General features: G+C 41.8%; 21 protein-coding genes, 1 tRNA gene and 1 other RNA gene. 8 read left to right on the top strand and 15 right to left on the bottom strand.

The genetic code is table 11. From position 1 onward, the window contains the following. The first annotated feature begins 151 nt into the window (after nt 1-151). Nucleotides 152-239, top strand: a tRNA-Ser gene (locus HMPREF1125_RS07300). Nucleotides 240-383: 144 nt separating this feature from the next. On the opposite strand, the gene ssrA is transcribed toward HMPREF1125_RS07300, so the two are convergent. The 4 genes from ssrA to HMPREF1125_RS12580 form a co-directional block, all read right to left on the bottom strand. Further along, nucleotides 384-731, bottom strand: a transfer-messenger RNA (tmRNA) gene (ssrA, locus tag HMPREF1125_RS12585). 60 nt (nt 732-791) lie between these two features. Beyond that, complete coding sequence (locus tag HMPREF1125_RS07295; RefSeq protein WP_000290640.1) at nt 792-1,427, bottom strand: SGNH/GDSL hydrolase family protein; 636 nt, start codon at nt 1,425-1,427, stop codon at nt 792-794. Nucleotide 1,428: 1 nt separating this feature from the next. Next, nucleotides 1,429-2,256 (bottom strand): Cof-type HAD-IIB family hydrolase, encoded by an 828-nt coding sequence (locus tag HMPREF1125_RS07290; RefSeq protein WP_000152923.1) that lies wholly within the window; start codon nt 2,254-2,256, stop codon nt 1,429-1,431. Between the two features lie 23 nt (nt 2,257-2,279). Next, nucleotides 2,280-3,599 carry a CapA family protein gene (locus HMPREF1125_RS12580; RefSeq protein ID WP_000415546.1) on the bottom strand — a complete coding sequence of 440 codons (1,320 nt, stop codon included), beginning with the start codon at nt 3,597-3,599 and terminating at the stop codon, nt 2,280-2,282. Nucleotides 3,600-3,753: 154 nt separating this feature from the next. On the opposite strand from HMPREF1125_RS12580, the gene def reads away from it, so the two are divergent. Further along, nucleotides 3,754-4,365 (top strand): peptide deformylase, encoded by a 612-nt coding sequence (def, locus tag HMPREF1125_RS07275; RefSeq protein ID WP_001272966.1) that lies wholly within the window; start codon nt 3,754-3,756, stop codon nt 4,363-4,365. 44 nt (nt 4,366-4,409) lie between these two features. Beyond that, on the top strand, nt 4,410-5,138 hold the full coding sequence (gene rlmB / locus HMPREF1125_RS07270; protein WP_000855723.1) for a 23S rRNA (guanosine(2251)-2'-O)-methyltransferase RlmB: 729 nt from the start codon (nt 4,410-4,412) through the stop codon (nt 5,136-5,138). A gap of 37 nt (nt 5,139-5,175) precedes the next feature. Here rlmB and trxB read toward each other — a convergent pair whose 3' ends face one another. The 7 genes from trxB to HMPREF1125_RS07235 form a co-directional block, all read right to left on the bottom strand. After that, entirely contained in the window at nt 5,176-6,087 is a 912-nt protein-coding gene (gene trxB, locus HMPREF1125_RS07265) for a thioredoxin-disulfide reductase (RefSeq protein ID WP_000272331.1), read from the bottom strand. Nucleotides 6,088-6,152: 65 nt separating this feature from the next. Then, nucleotides 6,153-6,377 (bottom strand): DUF4059 family protein, encoded by a 225-nt coding sequence (locus HMPREF1125_RS07260; protein WP_000924294.1) that lies wholly within the window; start codon nt 6,375-6,377, stop codon nt 6,153-6,155. A gap of 77 nt (nt 6,378-6,454) precedes the next feature. After that, nucleotides 6,455-7,198 (bottom strand): amino acid ABC transporter ATP-binding protein, encoded by a 744-nt coding sequence (locus tag HMPREF1125_RS07255; protein WP_000590975.1) that lies wholly within the window; start codon nt 7,196-7,198, stop codon nt 6,455-6,457. Beyond that, nucleotides 7,198-7,998 (bottom strand): amino acid ABC transporter permease, encoded by an 801-nt coding sequence (locus HMPREF1125_RS07250; RefSeq protein ID WP_000219165.1) that lies wholly within the window; start codon nt 7,996-7,998, stop codon nt 7,198-7,200. The genes HMPREF1125_RS07255 and HMPREF1125_RS07250 overlap by 1 nt, the downstream gene beginning before the upstream one ends. A 156-nt stretch (nt 7,999-8,154) precedes the next feature. Next, entirely contained in the window at nt 8,155-8,511 is a 357-nt protein-coding gene (locus HMPREF1125_RS07245; protein WP_000889074.1) for an arsenate reductase family protein, read from the bottom strand. Nucleotides 8,512-8,523: 12 nt separating this feature from the next. Beyond that, on the bottom strand, nt 8,524-9,039 hold the full coding sequence (locus HMPREF1125_RS07240) for a methylated-DNA--[protein]-cysteine S-methyltransferase (RefSeq protein WP_000192274.1): 516 nt from the start codon (nt 9,037-9,039) through the stop codon (nt 8,524-8,526). After that, entirely contained in the window at nt 9,036-9,530 is a 495-nt protein-coding gene (locus tag HMPREF1125_RS07235) for a GNAT family N-acetyltransferase (protein ID WP_000405845.1), read from the bottom strand. Before HMPREF1125_RS07235 ends, HMPREF1125_RS07240 begins: the two co-directional genes overlap by 4 nt. Before the next feature lie 134 nt (nt 9,531-9,664). Here HMPREF1125_RS07235 and HMPREF1125_RS07230 point away from each other — a divergent pair, with 134 nt between their 5' ends. Together HMPREF1125_RS07230 and trhA are read left to right on the top strand one after the other, a co-directional pair. Beyond that, nucleotides 9,665-10,111, top strand: a complete 447-nt coding sequence (locus HMPREF1125_RS07230; RefSeq protein ID WP_001084371.1) for a DUF1836 domain-containing protein — start codon at nt 9,665-9,667, stop codon at nt 10,109-10,111. Further along, on the top strand, nt 10,108-10,755 hold the full coding sequence (gene trhA, locus HMPREF1125_RS07225; RefSeq protein WP_001097972.1) for a PAQR family membrane homeostasis protein TrhA: 648 nt from the start codon (nt 10,108-10,110) through the stop codon (nt 10,753-10,755). The genes HMPREF1125_RS07230 and trhA overlap by 4 nt, the downstream gene beginning before the upstream one ends. A 19-nt stretch (nt 10,756-10,774) precedes the next feature. Here the strand turns inward: trhA and pdxT are convergent, their stop codons facing one another. The 3 genes from pdxT to nox form a co-directional block, all read right to left on the bottom strand. Continuing rightward, nucleotides 10,775-11,356, bottom strand: a complete 582-nt coding sequence (gene pdxT, locus HMPREF1125_RS07220) for a pyridoxal 5'-phosphate synthase glutaminase subunit PdxT (RefSeq protein WP_000689956.1) — start codon at nt 11,354-11,356, stop codon at nt 10,775-10,777. Beyond that, complete coding sequence (pdxS, locus tag HMPREF1125_RS07215; protein ID WP_000138520.1) at nt 11,357-12,232, bottom strand: pyridoxal 5'-phosphate synthase lyase subunit PdxS; 876 nt, start codon at nt 12,230-12,232, stop codon at nt 11,357-11,359. Between the two features lie 150 nt (nt 12,233-12,382). Continuing rightward, a complete protein-coding gene (gene nox / locus HMPREF1125_RS07210) occupies nt 12,383-13,762 on the bottom strand; it encodes a H2O-forming NADH oxidase (RefSeq protein WP_000036760.1) in 1,380 nt (459 codons plus the stop codon). A gap of 307 nt (nt 13,763-14,069) precedes the next feature. On the opposite strand from nox, the gene HMPREF1125_RS07205 reads away from it, so the two are divergent. The 3 genes from HMPREF1125_RS07205 to HMPREF1125_RS07195 are packed head-to-tail and all read left to right on the top strand — an operon-like array spanning nt 14,070 to nt 16,885. Continuing rightward, the gene (locus tag HMPREF1125_RS07205; protein WP_025172345.1) at nt 14,070-14,999 is read left to right on the top strand and encodes an FAD:protein FMN transferase; all 930 of its coding nucleotides are present in this window, start codon (nt 14,070-14,072) and stop codon (nt 14,997-14,999) included. Between the two features lie 18 nt (nt 15,000-15,017). Continuing rightward, nucleotides 15,018-15,623 carry an NADPH-dependent FMN reductase gene (locus tag HMPREF1125_RS07200; RefSeq protein ID WP_000915922.1) on the top strand — a complete coding sequence of 202 codons (606 nt, stop codon included), beginning with the start codon at nt 15,018-15,020 and terminating at the stop codon, nt 15,621-15,623. Between the two features lie 17 nt (nt 15,624-15,640). After that, nucleotides 15,641-16,885, top strand: coding sequence for an NAD(P)H-dependent oxidoreductase (locus HMPREF1125_RS07195; RefSeq protein ID WP_000673665.1), 1,245 nt, complete (start codon nt 15,641-15,643; stop codon nt 16,883-16,885). Between the two features lie 82 nt (nt 16,886-16,967). Here the strand turns inward: HMPREF1125_RS07195 and HMPREF1125_RS07190 are convergent, their stop codons facing one another. Then, a complete protein-coding gene (locus HMPREF1125_RS07190) occupies nt 16,968-17,225 on the bottom strand; it encodes a DUF896 family protein (protein WP_000377481.1) in 258 nt (85 codons plus the stop codon). Between the last annotated feature and the right edge of the window lie 17 nt (nt 17,226-17,242).

The raw sequence follows: 17,242 nt of genomic DNA, 5'->3' as shown, positions 1-17,242 counted from the left end.
CCTGTTATCGTTTACACTATTCATTCTAGCACAATTCCTACCAAAGTCAAGCATTTTTTATCATTTTCTTTCAAATTCTATCATTTTTCTTGTTTCAAAAATTTTTATTGCAAGATAAGTGGCTTTATGGTAGACTATTTGAGTAAGTATTGGAAGATTACTCAAGAGGCTTAAGAGGCCGTGTTGGAAACGCGGTAGGCGTGTAACAGCGTGCGTGGGTTCGAATCCCATGTCTTCCGTAGAAAAGAAAAATTATTTTTTTAGATACAACAAATGTTGTATCTTTTTTTGTATCCCTTTTTAAAAAAAGAATACCAAGGAATACCAAAGGCAAAAATAAAAAACGTTGATTTAACAACGTTTTTCCAAGGTTGGTGAAAGAATAATGGAGTCGGTGGGAGTCGAACCCACGTCCAAACATCTGCCAACATATTTGTCTACAACCATAGGTTATGTATTGTTTTAACAGTCCCTCGACACATAACTCAAGCCTAGGAACTGCGAGTCTATTAATCTCTTATCAAACCACTAGACAAGGCTTGATCGTATCTCGCTAATCATAAGACCTGTCATTGAACACGAGCAATCCAAATCAGGTCACGCCTGCTGGTTTTTAGGCAGCTAAAGCGTAAGAAGTGTTATTTTTTGCAGTTATATTTAACTGAGCGTTTACGTCGCCACACGGGTTGCAAAATATGCCTCATAATGCCTGTCGAATCCGTAACGACCCCAAAAGACAATAGAACCATTATAACCTATCTTCATAAAAAATGCAAAATCAAGCCACCTCTTTAGAAAAGATACTCTTTTAAGGCTTCCGATAAGGCTTGATAACCGGCTACACTTAGATGGAGGCCATCTGTTGTATAGTCTTTTTTGAGTTGCCCTTCTGAATCTGTCAAACTATCATAAATCGGCACAAAATCTACCTGCATATAGGCGGATACTAGAGTCTCATAGGCTTGATTCCATTCTCTAATCTTTTCATTGGTTCGGATATAAACAGTTTGCTTGTATTTCTCTCCCTCATTGACTGGCAAAATGGATATGAGCTTTATTTGTGACAACGGATAATCTCGGGCAATTGATTGGATCACTCGCTCAAGATTATCCAATGCTTCATTTATAGGAATATCTTTTCCGATATCATTTGTCCCAATTAGGAGAACAATTTGATCCACAGCATCACCATAAAGATGGGCATCTAGATTCTCTAATAACAGTTTCGTCTGGTAGCCTCGGATGCCACGATTGACAATCGTCTTTGCAGTCCCAAACAACTCTTGCAATGGGTAGTATTCTACAATCGAATCGCCGATAAAAATTACATCTGGCTCTAGAACAGAAACTTGATTCAATTCACGATACTTGGTTTGAATCTTCTCCTGCTCTTTTAGGAGCCAATTTTCTAATAACTGTACTGCCACCTTATCCCTCTTTCTCTAACCAATTTTCTAGAACTTGATAAACACCAGCCTGGTTGTTAGCTGGTGCTAGGGCAGTCGCAACTGCCTTAGCCTCATCATCTGCATTTTCCATCGCATAGGCAATACCAGCCATCTCCAACATCTCGACATCATTTTCACTGTCACCAAAAGCCATAACTTGTTCCGATGTCAAATCCCAGCGCTTGAGTAATTCTTCCAATCCCCAAGCCTTGTGAACACCAGCTTGCAGGATATCAATACAGCCATAACCGCTAGAAACAGCTCTTACACGACCATCAAAGAGGTCATTGATTTCCTGCAAAACTGAACTAGAACGTTCTTCACCAACGACCATGCTCATCTTTAGAACTCCTCCAAAGAGGTCTGAGTTTAGCTCATACACAAAATTGGTCCTTTGGTAAAGTTTTTCAATCATCTCTGGAGTCATAAATTTTTCTAGGTCTGTAAAAACAGTTCCTTCCTTGACAAAACTCCCATTCATACTAGTGACGACGAACTGATCTCGACACTCCCTCCCTTTAAAATGAAGGAGAGCCTTGTCAACCATAGCATCATCCCAGGTCTGAGCTTGAATCAGTTTATTGTTTTCAAAAATACGCGCCCCATTGGCAACTACTAGAATCACTCGTTCAGCCAAGTGTCCCAATAGTTCTCTCATACGATGAACTTCATTCCCCGTCGCAATGACAAAACGGATATTCTTTTGATCTAGCTGATCTAAAATCTTTTCCAAGCGTGGTAGATCTAGCTGACCTCTCGAGTCTAGCAAGGTCCCATCCATGTCTGTTGCAATTAATTTAATCGTCATCATATCTCCTTTAGGGTGAGCACCTACCACTTCAATCCCACATGCTCATTCATTTCTTTATAGGCCGTGTCAATGCGTTCCTTGGTCGCCTCATCCAACTTGTCACGGTAACTGCCTCCCTCGATGAAGTCCTCTAGGATATAGGTCTGATAGAGGAAGAGCGGATAGCCTTCTGGAGAATAAGTTCCTTTGGGTGTCCGATTGACCCAAGTAGGATGTGCTTTGGCAGTTTCAATCCTTGTCTTGCCATCTTTTTTCTTAATGGTCACATCCATGAGAACACCGCGCTCCGTCCACTTGGCATTTTCCTCGTCTTTCATGGTTTCAATGCGCTGATTTGAGAGGAAATTTCCCATGGAGTAGATAATCAGTTTTTTGTCACCATCTTTTTCAACTGTTTCAGCAGGTTCAACGACGTGAGGGTGCCCTCCAAAGATAATATCAGCTCCCCAGTCAATCATCTTGTGGTACAGTGTTTTCTGTTCTTCCGTCGGTTCTAGCTGGTACTCAATTCCCATCTGAGGCATGATGACAGTGATATCCGCTTCTTTCTCTGCACGCTCGATTTCCGCCTTCATCTTTTCTTCGTTTAAGTCAGAAAGATAGCGATTATAGTCCTCTTGGGAAATAGATTGTTCAATGCCATTAAAACCGTAAGAATAGGCCAAAAGAGCTACCTTGATACCATTGACTTCCTTGATAACTAGTGGAGCTTGGTCACGGGATTCATGTGTGTAGACTCCTATGGGTGTCATCCCTGCCTTTTCGATAGCTTCTGCTGTCGAAACCACTCCCTCTATCTGAGAATCCAAGATGTGATTGTGAGCCAAGTCTAGAACTTGATAGCCTGCATCTTTGATCGCATCCATGACTTCTCCAGGTGCATTAAAGAGAGGATAACCTGCCAAATAGTGATCCTTGTTCACCGTTCCTTCAAAGTCACCAAGCACTAAATCCGCTTGCTTGAGCCATGGTTTTACATATTCAAAATTTTCGTGGAAATCGTAGCTACCGTCTTCTTTCAGAGCCGTTCGGTAGATAGGAATATGGTAGAGAAGGTCACCATTTGCCATGATACGGGCTGTCGTTTCATCAGACTGATCTTCCTTGGATTGACCAGACGTCCGAGCAGAATCAAGAGTTTGACCACTCGGACTTATTCCCTTGTTACCTTGTACTGCTTGGGCCAACAAGTTCAATCCCATAGACAAGGTAACTGCAAGTAGCAACACCGTAATAAACTGAGCATTTGTCCAAGATTTATAATTCCTAAAGAAACCAATACCACTCTTCAACAATCCAAAAATAGAACCATGAGACCGTCTATCTTGTCGCTTTTCCATCTTTATTCCCCCTTGCTTTTACTGCAAGCCTTTTCTTTTATTATACCACAGACAAAAGAGGAATACCGTTTATTATATTATTTTTTAGGAACTTCTGTGACTTTCTTTCTCGTCTATTTTGTGTTATCATGTAGAGGTAATGAAAGGAGAGAAAATGTCTGCTATAGAACGTATTACAAAATCTGCTCATTTAATTAATATGAACGATATTATCCGTGAGGGGAATCCGACTTTACGCGCGGTTGCTGAGGAGGTCACTTTCCCACTGTCTGACCAGGAAATCATCCTTGGAGAAAAGATGATGCAATTCCTCAAACATTCTCAGGATCCTGTTATGGCTGAAAAGATGGGGCTCCGCGGTGGGGTTGGATTGGCTGCTCCTCAGTTAGATATCTCAAAACGCGTTATCGCTGTTTTAGTGCCAAATATTGTGGAAGAAGGTGAAACTCCACAGGAAGCCTACGACCTGCAAGCTGTTATGTACAATCCAAAAATCGTCTCTCACTCTGTTCAGGACGCCGCCCTCGGTGAAGGAGAAGGGTGCCTATCTGTCGACCGTGTAGTTCCAGGCTATGTTGTTCGTCATGCCCGCGTCACTGTTGATTACTTTGACAAGGACGGCGGAAAACACCGCATCAAGCTTAAAGGATACAACTCCATCGTTGTCCAACATGAAATTGACCATCTAAACGGAATCATGTTTTACGATCGTATCAATGAAAAAGACCCATTTGCAGTTAAAGATGGTTTACTGATTCTTGAATAAATAAAATCCCGTTGCAAGACGGGGTTTTGTGTTATAATAGAGGCATGAAAACAAATGATATTGTCTATGGCGTCCACGCCGTTACAGAAGCCCTCCTTGCAAATACAGGAAACAAACTCTACCTCCAAGATGATCTCAGAGGCAAAAATGTTGAAAAAATCAAGGAACTGGCTACAGAAAAGAAGGTATCCATTTCTTGGACTTCAAAAAAATCCCTCTCTGAAATGACCGAAGGTGCTGTCCACCAAGGTTTTGTTCTACGAGTGTCCGAATTTGCCTATAGCGAGTTGGATCACATCCTTGCAAAAACGCGTCAAGAGGAAAATCCACTTCTATTGATTCTTGATGGTCTAACTGACCCCCATAATCTAGGTTCTATCTTAAGAACTGCTGATGCGACCAATGTTTCAGGTGTCATCATTCCCAAGCACCGTGCTGTCGGAGTGACTCCTGTCGTTGCCAAAACGGCCACAGGTGCTATTGAGCATGTACCGATTGCCCGAGTGACCAACCTCAGTCAAACCCTAGAAAAACTCAAGGATGAAGGATTCTGGACCTTTGGAACGGATATGAACGGTACTCCTTGCCACAAGTGGAATACAAAAGGGAAAATCGCCCTCATCATCGGAAATGAAGGAAAAGGCATCTCTAGCAACATCAAAAAACAGGTCGATGAGATGATTACCATTCCCATGAATGGACATGTTCAAAGTCTCAATGCAAGTGTGGCTGCAGCCATTCTCATGTACGAAGTTTTCCGAAACCGACTATAAAAAAGTTTCCAATCAAGTTGATTGGAAACTTTTTTGCTTAACTATGTTCTGTGATAAATTTATAGGCTTCTTGACCAGCAATCGCCCCATCACCAACTGCTGTTGTGACTTGGCGAAGGTCTTTCTGGCGAACATCCCCAACCGCAAAGATACCGTCAACAGCAGTCTTCATGTGATTGTCTGTCACAATCCAGCCTGCCTGATCTTGGATATTCAATTCTTTAACAAAATCGCTAACGGGATCCAAACCAACATAGATAAAGACACCTCCAAAGGCTTGCTCTGTTACTTGACCTGTTTTCACATTTTCAAATACGACAGATTCTACTCGGTTTTCACCCTTGATTTCCTTAACTACAGAGTCCCAGATAAAGTTGACTTTCTCATTTGCAAAAGCACGGTCTTGCAAGACCTTTTGAGCACGAAGTTGGTCACGACGGTGAACGATAGTAACAGTCTTGGCAAAGCGAGTCAAGAAGAGGGCTTCTTCTACCGCTGAATCTCCACCACCGACTACGAGCAAGTCTTGGTCACGGAAGAAAGCTCCATCACAGACTGCGCAGTAAGAAACACCACGACTATTCAGTTCTTCTTCTCCGGGAACACCCAAGAGACGGTGTTTTGAACCAGTTGCCACGATGACGGTACGGGTTTCGTAAACTTGATCATCAGTGATTACCTTCTTATAGTCCCCCTGGTCTTCAATATTTTCAACATAGCCATAAAGATGCTCCACTCCAAGGTTTTCAAGTGGTTCAAACATTTTTTCAGCCAATTCAGGGCCACTGATGTTGGCATAACCTGGATAGTTTTCAATATCAGATGTATTGTTCATTTGCCCGCCCGGCAGACCACCTTCAATCAAAGCCACTTTCAGATTGCTTCGGGCAGCATATAAGGCAGCCGTCATTCCCGCAGGTCCAGCACCGATAATAATCGTATCGTACATTTTGATTCCTTCTTTCTTGTTGTAACTATCTTTATTCTAACTCATCCTTGCTAATCACGCAAGGATTATGCCTTGAAAACCAAGAGCAAACTCATGACGGCAAAGGATAACACCGGAACGACCAAAACTCCAATCATAATCATATCATAGAGATGAGCTTGACGAGCTTTGGCTGTCTTGTCCACACCAGACATGGCTCTCAATCCAATCCAAATCCCCAGAAAAATCACGACAAGGATGGTCGTTAAGATCAAACTCTCGAAATACAAAGAAAATAGATGCAGTAGCATGATCTCTCTCGTTTCTATCTTTTTTAAAGAGTAAACTCAGCTAGTCCAACTAACTGAGTTTTCCTTTTTCTATTATATCAAATATAAGTCCGTTTGTAACTAGCGAAGAATTCTTTTGTTCGTTCTTCTTTCGGATGATTGATGATTTCATCCGGTGTGCCAGACTCGATGATTTTCCCTTTATCTAGGAATAAAACCTTATCTGCCACTTGGGTTACAAAAGACATATCGTGACTGACCAAAATCATGGTCTGACCTGACTTGGCAGCATCTGCAATAGACTTTTCTACTTCACCGACCAACTCTGGGTCAAGGGCTGAAGTAGGCTCGTCCAAGAGCAAGACATCTGGTTTCATAGCAAGCGCACGCGCGAGGGCAACCCGTTGCTTTTGTCCACCTGATAAATGGCGAGGATAATGGTTTTCACGGTCAGAAAGACCAACCTTGGCCAACTCTTCCTTAGCGATTTTTGTTGCTTCATCGTCCGATAATTTTTTAACGACAACCAAACCTTCCTTGACATTGTCAAGAGCAGTTCGGCGTTCAAACAAATTAAACTGTTGGAAAACCATAGATAACTTGCGACGAAGGGTTAGGATCTCTTCTTGGCTAATCTGAGAAAAATCAACTTTAAAATTGTCAATCTGAATCGTTCCACTATCTGGAGTTTCAAGGTAGTTCAAACTACGAAGAAAGGTTGATTTCCCTGCTCCAGATGAACCAATCAAAGCCACTACTTCTCCCTTTTGGATATCCAAGTCCAGATGATCCAAGACAGTCTGACCTGAAAAGGATTTGCTTAAATTTGAAATCTTAATCATTAACGAAGGTCCCCTTTCACATCTGTTTGCACTGTATCAGGTGCAGAAATAGCCATTTTTCTCTCGATGAAACGACCGAGGCTCTCAATTCCGATATTGACTACCCAATAAACAAGAGCAACGGAGATAAAGCGCTCAAAGTAACGATAATCGGCTCCACCCAAAATCTGAGCTTGGGCAAAAACTTCGACAACACCCGCACTAAAGGCTAGAGAAGTTCCCTTGGTCAAACCGATAAGGGAGTTGATCAAAGTCGGCGTCGCTACCACCGCCGCATTTGGAATAATCACACGACGGTATACTTGCGCACGAGTCATACCCAAACTGCGTGCCGCCTCAATTTCACCTGGATTAACAGAAAGGATGGCTGCACGAATCGTTTCACTTGCATAAGCCGCCTCATTAAAAGCAAAGGCCACAATCGCAAAAAGTGCCGCTGGAATCGCATTGATATTGAGACCAGTTCCCCATTGCTGGTTGATAGCTTTCAGTGCCAAAGGTATTCCATAGTAGGTCAACATAAGTTGAACTAGGATTGGGGTACCTTTTAAGAAGCTGACGAAAAAGGCTTGCAAGGGATATAGAATCTTAACACGATTGATCTTTACAATGGCAAAAATCAGGGCAAGTAGCAAACCAAAGAGTGCACCTCCAAGCGTCAACATCAAGGTTGTAGGCAGTTGCTGGACAATCCTTGGAATTCCATCAAAGACCGAACGCAAACTAAAGAGCTTACCATCCGGAATGAGTTGCATCAAACTTTGGTACCAATCTGATGCTAAAAATGTTGTAACAGTCATAAAAACATCCTCTCCTGATAATGATTCATTCTATCATACTTCTGCTCGCAAGCAAATTATTTGCTACGGGCTACTCAGACTTTGTCTATCTTCTAGTTTATCACACTTTAAAACAGGGAAGCTATATATTTTACCTATCAAGGAGATAAATAAAAACTATCTCAAACCTAAGTTCTCATAGGCTTTTCTATAGCCGATTTGTTTAACAGCACCATTCTCCACCAAAATTGGACGTTTCAATAACATGCCATCACTGGCTAGAAGCTTGGCTGCTTCTTTTTTTGACAAACTTCCCACCTTATCTTTTAGGCCTAGTTCTCGGTATTTAATCCCGCTAGTATTGAAAAATTGTTTCACTTCAAAACCGGAAGTTTCCAACCAGTTCAAAATCACGTCTTCACTTGGTGTTTCTTCTACGATGTGGACATCTTGGTATTCCAGTCCAAGTTGATCCAATTCATTTTTTGCTTTCTTACAAGTTGAACATTTTGGGTATTCGATAAATTCTAACATCTTCTTTTCTTTCTATTTTTTATTTTCTTGAAATGCTACACCTTCATGTTGCAAGAGCCAGGCTTTCTTTTCGACTCCCGATGCATAGCCTGTCAAGCGATTGCCTGACCCCAGCACACGGTGACAGGGTACGAGTATGGACCAAGGATTGCGCCCCACTGCTCCGCCAATCGCTTGGGCAGAATCCACCTTCAAGTCTTTTGCTATTTGACCGTAAGTCACTGTTTGACCATAAGGAATGGCCTGTAAGTATGCCCAGACTTGCTTTTCAAAATCTGTTCCAATAGGAGCTAAAGGTAAGTCAGATAGATCCTGAACACTGCCTTCGAAATAGGTATCTAAATAGGAAATAACTTGCTCCAATACAGGATGGCTACCAACTTCTTCTATCGTTTCATCCCCTAATCCCCTCTCAAAATGAGTTTGGTCCTGCACCCAAATTCCATACAAATATTGCTCGTCAGCAACTAAGGACAAGGTTCCAATTGGCGATAAGTAGAGCATTTTTGAATACTTTTTCTGCGTCATTTTTTTAATTTCTGATAGGCCAAGCGTTCTCCATCAACTGGAACTTTTCCGACCTGACTAAATCCAAGTTTTTCAAAGATATGCTGCATGGCCTTGTTTTGTGCATGCGTATCTGAACGAAAATCTAGGTAATCAAATCCTTCAATCAAGCCTTCTAGGAAAGTCTGAGCAACTCCCTGCCCTTGGACATCTGCTGCCACAGCGATACGGTGAAAGACCAGATATTCTGATTCTTCCCCCTGCCAACTTCCTTCATAAATGGCTTCATAGGCTTCCTCTGGGCTCTTGGTCACAGCAGCATAGGCTAACAGTTCTCCCTCTTCCAAGGCCACATAGGCTTGACCAGAGATGATATCATCAATAATGATGTCGGCATTTGGATAGCCATTTTGCCACTGGTCGCTACCAGACTTGGCTAAACACTTTTTTGCATCCTCCATCACCTGCATAATCGCATCTACTTCGTTTGGAAAAGCTAAACGAATCTCCATCTCTTCCCCTCATTTCTAACTGTTTTCTCTCATCATAGCATAATTTAAGGCTTTCTACAAGCAGTTGAAACTTGACTTTTGTTTTTTATTATTTTATAATCTAGTTATTGAAACTAGATAAAAAGGAGTTGGAAATGAATTCTATCTTTTCCTACCCAAAATGGGAAGACATTCCAAACATTGACCTCTATCTGGATCAGGTTTTACTTTATGTCAATCAAGTTTGTGCCCCTGTCTCTCCAGATAAGGACAAGGGGTTAACAGCATCTATGGTCAATAACTATGTCAAACATGGTTACCTGACAAAGCCTGACAAGAAGAAATACCAACGCAAACAGATTGCTCGTTTGATTGCCATTACTACTCTCAAGTCTGTCTTTTCAATCCAAGAAATCGCTCAGACGCTTAATAGTCTACAAACTCAAGCAAGTTCAGACCAGCTCTACGATGCTTTTGTGGACTATATGAACCATGGAATTGATCCAGAAAATCCTATTATCCAAACTAGCTGTCAAACGGTTAAACTTTATCATCAAACTCTAGACTTAATCCTTATCAAAGAAGAGGAGGAAATCCAATGAACACCAGCCTAAAGCTCAGTAAAAAACTCAGTTTTGGAGAGGAAATTGCTAATAGCGTGACCCATGCTGTAGGTGCCGTTATCATGCTCATCCTACTTCCTATTTCATCCACCTATAGTTATGAAGCACATGGATTTTTATCGTCTTTTGGCGTTTCTATCTTTGTTATCAGTCTATTTCTCATGTTCCTCTCGTCAACCATTTACCACTCTATGGCCTATGGTTCGACCCACAAATACGTCTTGCGAATCATCGACCATTCTATGATTTATGTGGCTATCGCAGGCTCTTATACGCCGGTCGTATTGACTTTGATGAATAACTGGTTTGGCTATCTGATCATTGCCATTCAATGGGGAACGACCATTTTCGGCATCCTCTATAAAATCTTTGCTAAAAAGGTCAATGAGAAATTCAGCCTTGCACTTTACCTGATTATGGGCTGGTTGGTTCTGGCAATCATTCCTGCCATTATCAGTCAAACAACGCCAATCTTTTGGAGCCTCATGGTAACAGGCGGACTATGTTACACAGTTGGAGCTGGATTTTATGCTAAGAAAAAACCTTATTTCCACATGATCTGGCATCTCTTTATCCTAGCCGCGTCTGCACTCCAATACATCGCTATTGTTTATTACATGTAAAAAAGTTGAGAATCTTTTCTCAACTTTTTTCTTTACACATATTGATAAAATACTGGTGCAAGCGCACATTATCAGTCAATTCCGGATGAAAAGAGGTTACCAGCATATTCTGTTCTTGCGCAGCAACGATTTGGTCATCTACAGTTGCTAGGATTTCCACACCCTCTCCAAGACTACTGATAATCGGACCGCGAATAAAGGTCATGGGAATCTGACCAACTCCCTTACATTCTGCCTCCGTATAGAAACTTCCTAGTTGGCGTCCATAAGCATTACGCTCAACCACAATATCCATAGTTCCAAGATGACTCTCTTCCTGGGAAGTGATTTCCTTAGCTAGCAAAATCAAGCCCGCGCAAGTACCAAAAACTGGAAGGCCAGATAAAATAGCTTCTCGGATGGGAATCAACATCTGTTGGTCACGCAAGAGTTTGCCCATGGTTGTAGACTCACCGCCAGGTAATATCAAACCCGCCAAGTCACTCTGATGTTGTTGAAAATCATCTAAATTTCTGATTTCGACACTAACAACACCTAACTTTTCTAGCACTTTTGCATGTTCTGCAAAGGCACCTTGCAAGGCTAATATTCCGATTTTCATCTATTTTCCTCGCTCTGCCATAAGAATTTGGATTTCATTCTCATTGATACCAACCATAGCTTCTCCTAGGTCTTCAGAGATTTGAGCCAGAATTTGAGGATTTTGGTAGTTGGTTACGGCTTTGACAATAGCACTTGCTCGTTTAACAGGGTCGCCTGATTTGAAAATACCTGAACCGACAAATACACCTTCTGCCCCCAATTGCATCATCAGCGCAGCATCTGCAGGTGTTGCCACACCTCCGGCTGCAAAGTTGACAACTGGTAATTTTCCATGTTCATGGACGTATTGGACCAATTCTACAGGGACTTGCAAGTCCTTGGCAGCCACATAAAGTTCATCTTCACGTAGGTTTTGAATACGGCGAATTTCCTGATTCATCATACGCATATGGCGAACAGCTTGAACAATATCTCCTGTCCCTGGTTCTCCTTTGGTACGAATCATGGATGCTCCTTCAGCGATACGACGTAAGGCTTCTCCCAAGTCCTTAGCCCCACAGACAAAAGGAACTTGGAATTCCTTCTTATCCACATGGAAACGGTCGTCAGCTGGAGACAGCACTTCACTCTCATCGATATAGTCGATCTCAATAGCCTCTAAAATCTGAGCTTCTACAAAGTGTCCAATTCTAACCTTGGCCATCACTGGAATGCTCACCGCTTCTTGGATTTCCTTAATCATCTTTGGATCGCTCATACGGGAAACCCCACCAGCCGCACGAATATCAGCTGGAATTCGCTCCAAGGCCATAACAGCTGCCGCACCAGCAGCCTCTGCGATACGAGCCTGTTCAGGGTTCTGAACGTCCATGATAACCCCACCTTTGAGCATCTGTGCCAAGTTTTTATTTAGTTCATAACGATTTTCAGTCATTTCTTTATCCTCATCATTTGTATTGGTAGCTACCATTTCATTTTAAGCCAGATTAGAATGAAGTACAAGATAGAAAAACAATAATTGTCTGGGTACAGTAACATAAAAAACTATCTGACCTTAATTTAAGGCCAGATAGCTCAGCTATTGTTATTTTTCAGCTGTAAGTGCAGCCATTGTAATGTAGTTGTATGGTTTGTTGAAATGTGGCAAGAAGAATAGGTCTGTCAATGCCAATTTATCAATCGTTACATGCTCTTGGATAGCAAGTGAGAACATGTGGATTCCCATACTGATAGCAGCATCATGTGAAACCATTTGTGCACCAAGGATTTCGCGACTGTCTTTGTCAAAGACAATCTTGATGGCAACCTCGTGGTTGTCATGCTTCATAAATTCTGGTTTTTGAAGATCGTTAAAGCCAGTTTCAGTTGCATTGTAACCTGCTGCTTTTGCTTTTTCAAGAGTCAGACCAGTTGAAACCATGTGAAGACCATAGATTGAAATACCGTTTGATCCTTGCACACCGATTCCTTCCAATTCATGTCCACAAGCGTTATAAGCACCAACGATACCAGTACGTACAGCATTAGATGCAAGAGCGATGTAGCTTGTATCTTTACGAGCATTGTCATAAACAGTCGCACAGTCACCAACAGCATATACACCTGGGATAGATGTTTCTTGTTTCTTGTCTACAAGGAAGGCACCGTTGCGGAAAAGTTCAATCTTACCATCTGCAAGAGCTGTGTTTGGACGGAAACCAACAGCAAGAACCACCATATCCACATCAAATGTTTCTTTGTCTGTTACCAAGCGTTCAACTTTACCATCACCTTGGATGGCTTTAACTGTTTGACCAAGTGCCAAGCGGATGTTATGGTCTTCCAAGTTTTTCGCCATCATTTGGGTAAAGTCTTTGTCATAGTAGCCGTTCAAAACAGTGTCTACGATATCAACAAGCACCACTTCTTTTCCAAGACGTTCGAAAGCTTCAGCCAGCTCAACACCGATGTAACCACCACCAACAACGGCAATGCGCTCAAGGTGTTTGCTCTTGTCAGCAAGTTTTTCGATGACTTCTTCTGCATTTTGGTACAACTTAACAAATTGAACATTTTCAAGTGTTGCTTTGAATTCTCGGTTACCCTTAACGATTTCAACACCTTCGATTGGAGGCAAGATTGGAGTTGAACCAGTTGCAAAGATTAATTTATCATAAGACTCTTTGTGTTCTTTACCTTCAACTTCAGCAGTCACAACTTTGTTATCGTAGTCAATTGAAAGAACTGGTGAGTTCATGTAAATTTTAGCACCTTTTGCTTCCAATTTTTCTTTATCAGAGTAGAAGAGACCTTCTGGGCCATCAATTTGTTCTCCGATCCAAAGCGCCATTCCACAACCAAGGAATGAAATATTTGAGTTTTGGTCAAATACTACGATTTCGTTCTCATGACCAAAGTTATCCAACATCGTATTAATACAAGCTGTACCAGCGTGGTTAGCACCAACTACAACGATTTTACTCATAGAAAAATTCCTACCTTTAATTTTTGATTTACTTTTCTAGTATATCATTTACTGTTAGCGTTTACAAGACATTTGCTCAGAATTCTCTTTTTTTCAGAAAAAAATACACTTAATATTAACAAACCTTATTTTTCTATCGTTTTCATTCTAATTTTGAGCATATTTCTTGACTTTTTGTCAAAATACATTTGTGAAAACGCTGACTTTATGGTATGCTAGTTACATGGAAATAAAATGTAAGGGGTTTACTTTTTCTTTAACCAACTTATATTGAATGATTTCCTATGAAAAGAAAGGAGCTGGTAGCTTGCCTCTTCATTCACGTTCTGAACGGCTAATGGGAACAACTATCACGATTTCATTAGTAGATGAGCGGGCAGAAATCCTGCTTCAGGGCGCTTTTGACTTGCTCAAAGAGCTCGAATACCGCTTCAACGCCAATAGTCAAGAATCCGAACTGATGGAAATCAACTACCAGGCTGGAATCACACCTGTTAAGGTTCATCCTGACCTGTTTGAACTGATTGCTCTTGGACTAGAGCACAGCCTAGCTCCCTCTAGCCATCTAAATATCAGTATCGGTCCCTTGATTCAAACCTGGCGAATCGGCTTTGCAGATGCACGACTTCCAGAGTTAAACGAAATCGAAGCTGTCTTACCTCTAGTTAATCCGCATTTTATCAAGTTGGATCCGACTAGCTCTACTGTCTTTTTAGAGAAGAAAGGAATGAAGCTTGATTTGGGTTGCTTAGCTAAAGGTTACAGTGCAGATAAGGTTGCCCAGTATTTAAAAGAACACGGTGTCACCTCTGCCCTGATCAATCTCGGAGGAAATATCCTCACCATCGGGAATAACCAAGCCAAAGAAGGGAAAACCTGGCAGATTGGTATTCAAGATCCGCGAAATCCTCGTGGCAGTCATCTCCTAACTATCCCTGCTTCTAACAAATCCGTTGTCACTTCAGGTATCTACGAACGCCACCTGACAGTAGATGGAAAAGACTATCACCATATCTTTGATAGTGAGACAGGATTCCCTGTCGAAACCAATCTTGCTAGCCTAACGATTATCTCAGATAAATCCGTTGATGGTGAGATTTGGACAACCCGCCTATTCGGAGAACGAAGCGCTTCTATCCTCTGGCAAGTCGAAAGTATAGATGGGATTGAAGCCATCCTCATCGACAAAGAGGGACGCCTTGCTTGTTCTTCAGGCCTTCAAAATTGTATTATGTAAAAAGAGAAAGGAAATCTCATGCTAAAACTTATTGCCATTGTTGGAACGAACTCTAAACGTTCTACAAACCGCCAATTGCTCCAATACATGAAAAAACACTTCGCCGATAAGGCTGAAATCGAACTCGTTGAAATCAAGGACATCTCTGTTTTCAACAAACCAGCAGATAAGCAACTTCCAGCTGAAATTCTTGAGATTGCAGCTAAAATTGAAGCATCTGACGGTGTGATTATCGGTACTCCTGAGTACGACCACTCTATCCCTGCGGTTTTGATGAGCGCTCTTGCTTGGCTATCTTACGGTATCTACCCACTTTTGAACAAACCAATCATGATCACTGGTGCTTCCTATGGTACACTTGGTTCATCTCGTGCCCAATTGCAGCTTCGTCAAATCTTGAACGCTCCTGAAATTAAGGCAAATGTTCTACCAGATGAATTCTTGCTTTCTCACTCTCTTCAAGCATTTAACCCAAGTGGCGACTTGGTTGACCTTGATGTCATCAAGAAATTGGATGCCATCTTTGATGACTTCCGTATCTTTGTGAAGATTACTGAGAAATTGCGCAATGCACAAGAATTGCTTCGCAAAGATGCTGAAGAATTCGACTGGGAAAATTTGTAAGATAGGAGACCGAAAGAATGAAATTTGTTGGACTTGTTGGATCAAACTACGATCAATCATATAACCGCAAACTCTTGGAATTTATCCGTCGCAATTTCAAATTCAAATTTGAATTAGAAGTTCTTGAAATCGACGAAGTTCCAATGTTTAACCAAGACGAAAAATGGGACGAAAGTTTCCAATTGCGCTTCTTGTATAACAAGATTACACGTGCTGATGGTGTCATTATCGCCACTCCTGAGCACAACCACACTATCTCAGCTTCACTCAAATCTGTACTTGAATGGCTTTCATACGAAGTTCATCCATTTGAAAACAAGCCTGTTATGATTGTAGGTGCATCATACTACGACCAAGGAACATCACGTGCCCAAGTTCACCTTCGTAAAATCCTTGACGCTCCAGGTGTTAATGCCTACACGCTTCCAGGTAACGAATTCCTTCTTGGTAAAGCTAAGGAAGCTTTTGATAACGACGGAAATATCACCAACGAAGGCACTGTTAAATTCCTTGAAACTTGCTTAGATAACTTTGTAAAATACGTAGGAGTCGTTTCGAAATTGAAAAAACCAAAACCAATCGAACCAGAAGACTTGGATTGTGGAAAACCAATCGCTACAACCATCACAGAAGTTGATCCTGACGATCCAGAATGGGTAGAAAAAGTTGCTGCAATCACTGGAGCTGTTTCTGGTGATACCTATGTCAAACTGGACCACGGTATCCTGACAGTTAACCAAATTGATATGTTCTTGAAAGCTATGCCATTTGAATTGACATACGCTGACGATAACAACCAATTCCTCTACTACAATAACGCTCACCAAGATCCAGACACCATGTTTGCCAAACGTGTACCCCCTCAATCAGGTAACCGTATGTCGACTGTTCATGGATCTCTTCCACCAGCACGTATGAAGAATGTAGAGTGGGTTATCGGAACACTTCGTAACGGAAACCAAGAATACGTCCGTACAATCGTTCCAGGTTCTCCTGCAGGTGTCATCAACACCCACAACTACCAAGCGATGTACTATCCTGATGGATCATACGCTGGAATCAATGAAATCGTCTTTAACTTCCAACCATGGCTTGACTGGTACCTAAAAGAGACTGGTCAACGTTTGGTAGGTGGTAGCGGACCATTTGCTCCTGCCGCTGGAGGTCATGGGGATGCTGATGCTACTTCTGGTGCTTCTGATTCAGGTGACGCTGGAGGCCACGGTGGTGGCGCAGACGCTACTTCTGGCGCAAGTAACTAAGAAACACAAAAGGAGCCAAATGGCTCCTTTTTTTATTGCAACAGAAAAGGGGATTGTAAATCATCTACAAACCCCTTTCATTTTATGAGTTAGGATCATCCAAACTACGACCATGTAAACCTTTTTCACGTTGCACTTGGCGTAGTTTTTCTGGCGTTACGTCATTTCCTTCCTCGTCCACAATTTTAATTCCTTCAATATGGTGACGAACAGCACGACGATAGCCTTCAATGTATTCCTCACGAAGTTTAGCTTGTTCCACTTTTTCAGCAGAAGTTAAGCCTTCTGTTTTTTTCTTTTTAGCGAGCTCGTTGATACGAGCGATTTTTTTTGAATCCATGTTTATCTCCTTTGTAA

The organism is Streptococcus oralis SK304 (genome assembly GCF_000287715.1).
GTDB lineage: Bacteria > Bacillota > Bacilli > Lactobacillales > Streptococcaceae > Streptococcus > Streptococcus oralis_Y.
This window is presented reverse-complemented; position numbering and strand designations above follow the sequence as displayed.

Coding starts and splice junctions, on each gene's coding strand:
- trxB (WP_000272331.1), bottom strand. CDS start 6,087: ATGTACGATACGATTATTATCGGTGCTGGACCTGCGGGAATGACGGCT.
- HMPREF1125_RS07260 (WP_000924294.1), bottom strand. CDS start 6,377: ATGCTACTGCATCTATTTTCTTTGTATTTCGAGAGTTTGATCTTAACG.
- HMPREF1125_RS07290 (WP_000152923.1), bottom strand. CDS start 2,256: ATGACGATTAAATTAATTGCAACAGACATGGATGGGACCTTGCTAGAC.
- HMPREF1125_RS07200 (WP_000915922.1), top strand. CDS start 15,018: ATGCTAAAACTTATTGCCATTGTTGGAACGAACTCTAAACGTTCTACA.
- HMPREF1125_RS07250 (WP_000219165.1), bottom strand. CDS start 7,998: ATGACTGTTACAACATTTTTAGCATCAGATTGGTACCAAAGTTTGATG.
- pdxT (WP_000689956.1), bottom strand. CDS start 11,356: ATGAAAATCGGAATATTAGCCTTGCAAGGTGCCTTTGCAGAACATGCA.
- HMPREF1125_RS07190 (WP_000377481.1), bottom strand. CDS start 17,225: ATGGATTCAAAAAAAATCGCTCGTATCAACGAGCTCGCTAAAAAGAAA.
- HMPREF1125_RS07195 (WP_000673665.1), top strand. CDS start 15,641: ATGAAATTTGTTGGACTTGTTGGATCAAACTACGATCAATCATATAAC.
- HMPREF1125_RS07255 (WP_000590975.1), bottom strand. CDS start 7,198: ATGATTAAGATTTCAAATTTAAGCAAATCCTTTTCAGGTCAGACTGTC.
- HMPREF1125_RS07235 (WP_000405845.1), bottom strand. CDS start 9,530: ATGGAGATTCGTTTAGCTTTTCCAAACGAAGTAGATGCGATTATGCAG.
- def (WP_001272966.1), top strand. CDS start 3,754: ATGTCTGCTATAGAACGTATTACAAAATCTGCTCATTTAATTAATATG.
- trhA (WP_001097972.1), top strand. CDS start 10,108: ATGAACACCAGCCTAAAGCTCAGTAAAAAACTCAGTTTTGGAGAGGAA.
- nox (WP_000036760.1), bottom strand. CDS start 13,762: ATGAGTAAAATCGTTGTAGTTGGTGCTAACCACGCTGGTACAGCTTGT.
- HMPREF1125_RS07240 (WP_000192274.1), bottom strand. CDS start 9,039: ATGACGCAGAAAAAGTATTCAAAAATGCTCTACTTATCGCCAATTGGA.
- rlmB (WP_000855723.1), top strand. CDS start 4,410: ATGAAAACAAATGATATTGTCTATGGCGTCCACGCCGTTACAGAAGCC.
- HMPREF1125_RS07230 (WP_001084371.1), top strand. CDS start 9,665: ATGAATTCTATCTTTTCCTACCCAAAATGGGAAGACATTCCAAACATT.
- pdxS (WP_000138520.1), bottom strand. CDS start 12,232: ATGACTGAAAATCGTTATGAACTAAATAAAAACTTGGCACAGATGCTC.
- HMPREF1125_RS07245 (WP_000889074.1), bottom strand. CDS start 8,511: ATGTTAGAATTTATCGAATACCCAAAATGTTCAACTTGTAAGAAAGCA.
- HMPREF1125_RS12580 (WP_000415546.1), bottom strand. CDS start 3,599: ATGGAAAAGCGACAAGATAGACGGTCTCATGGTTCTATTTTTGGATTG.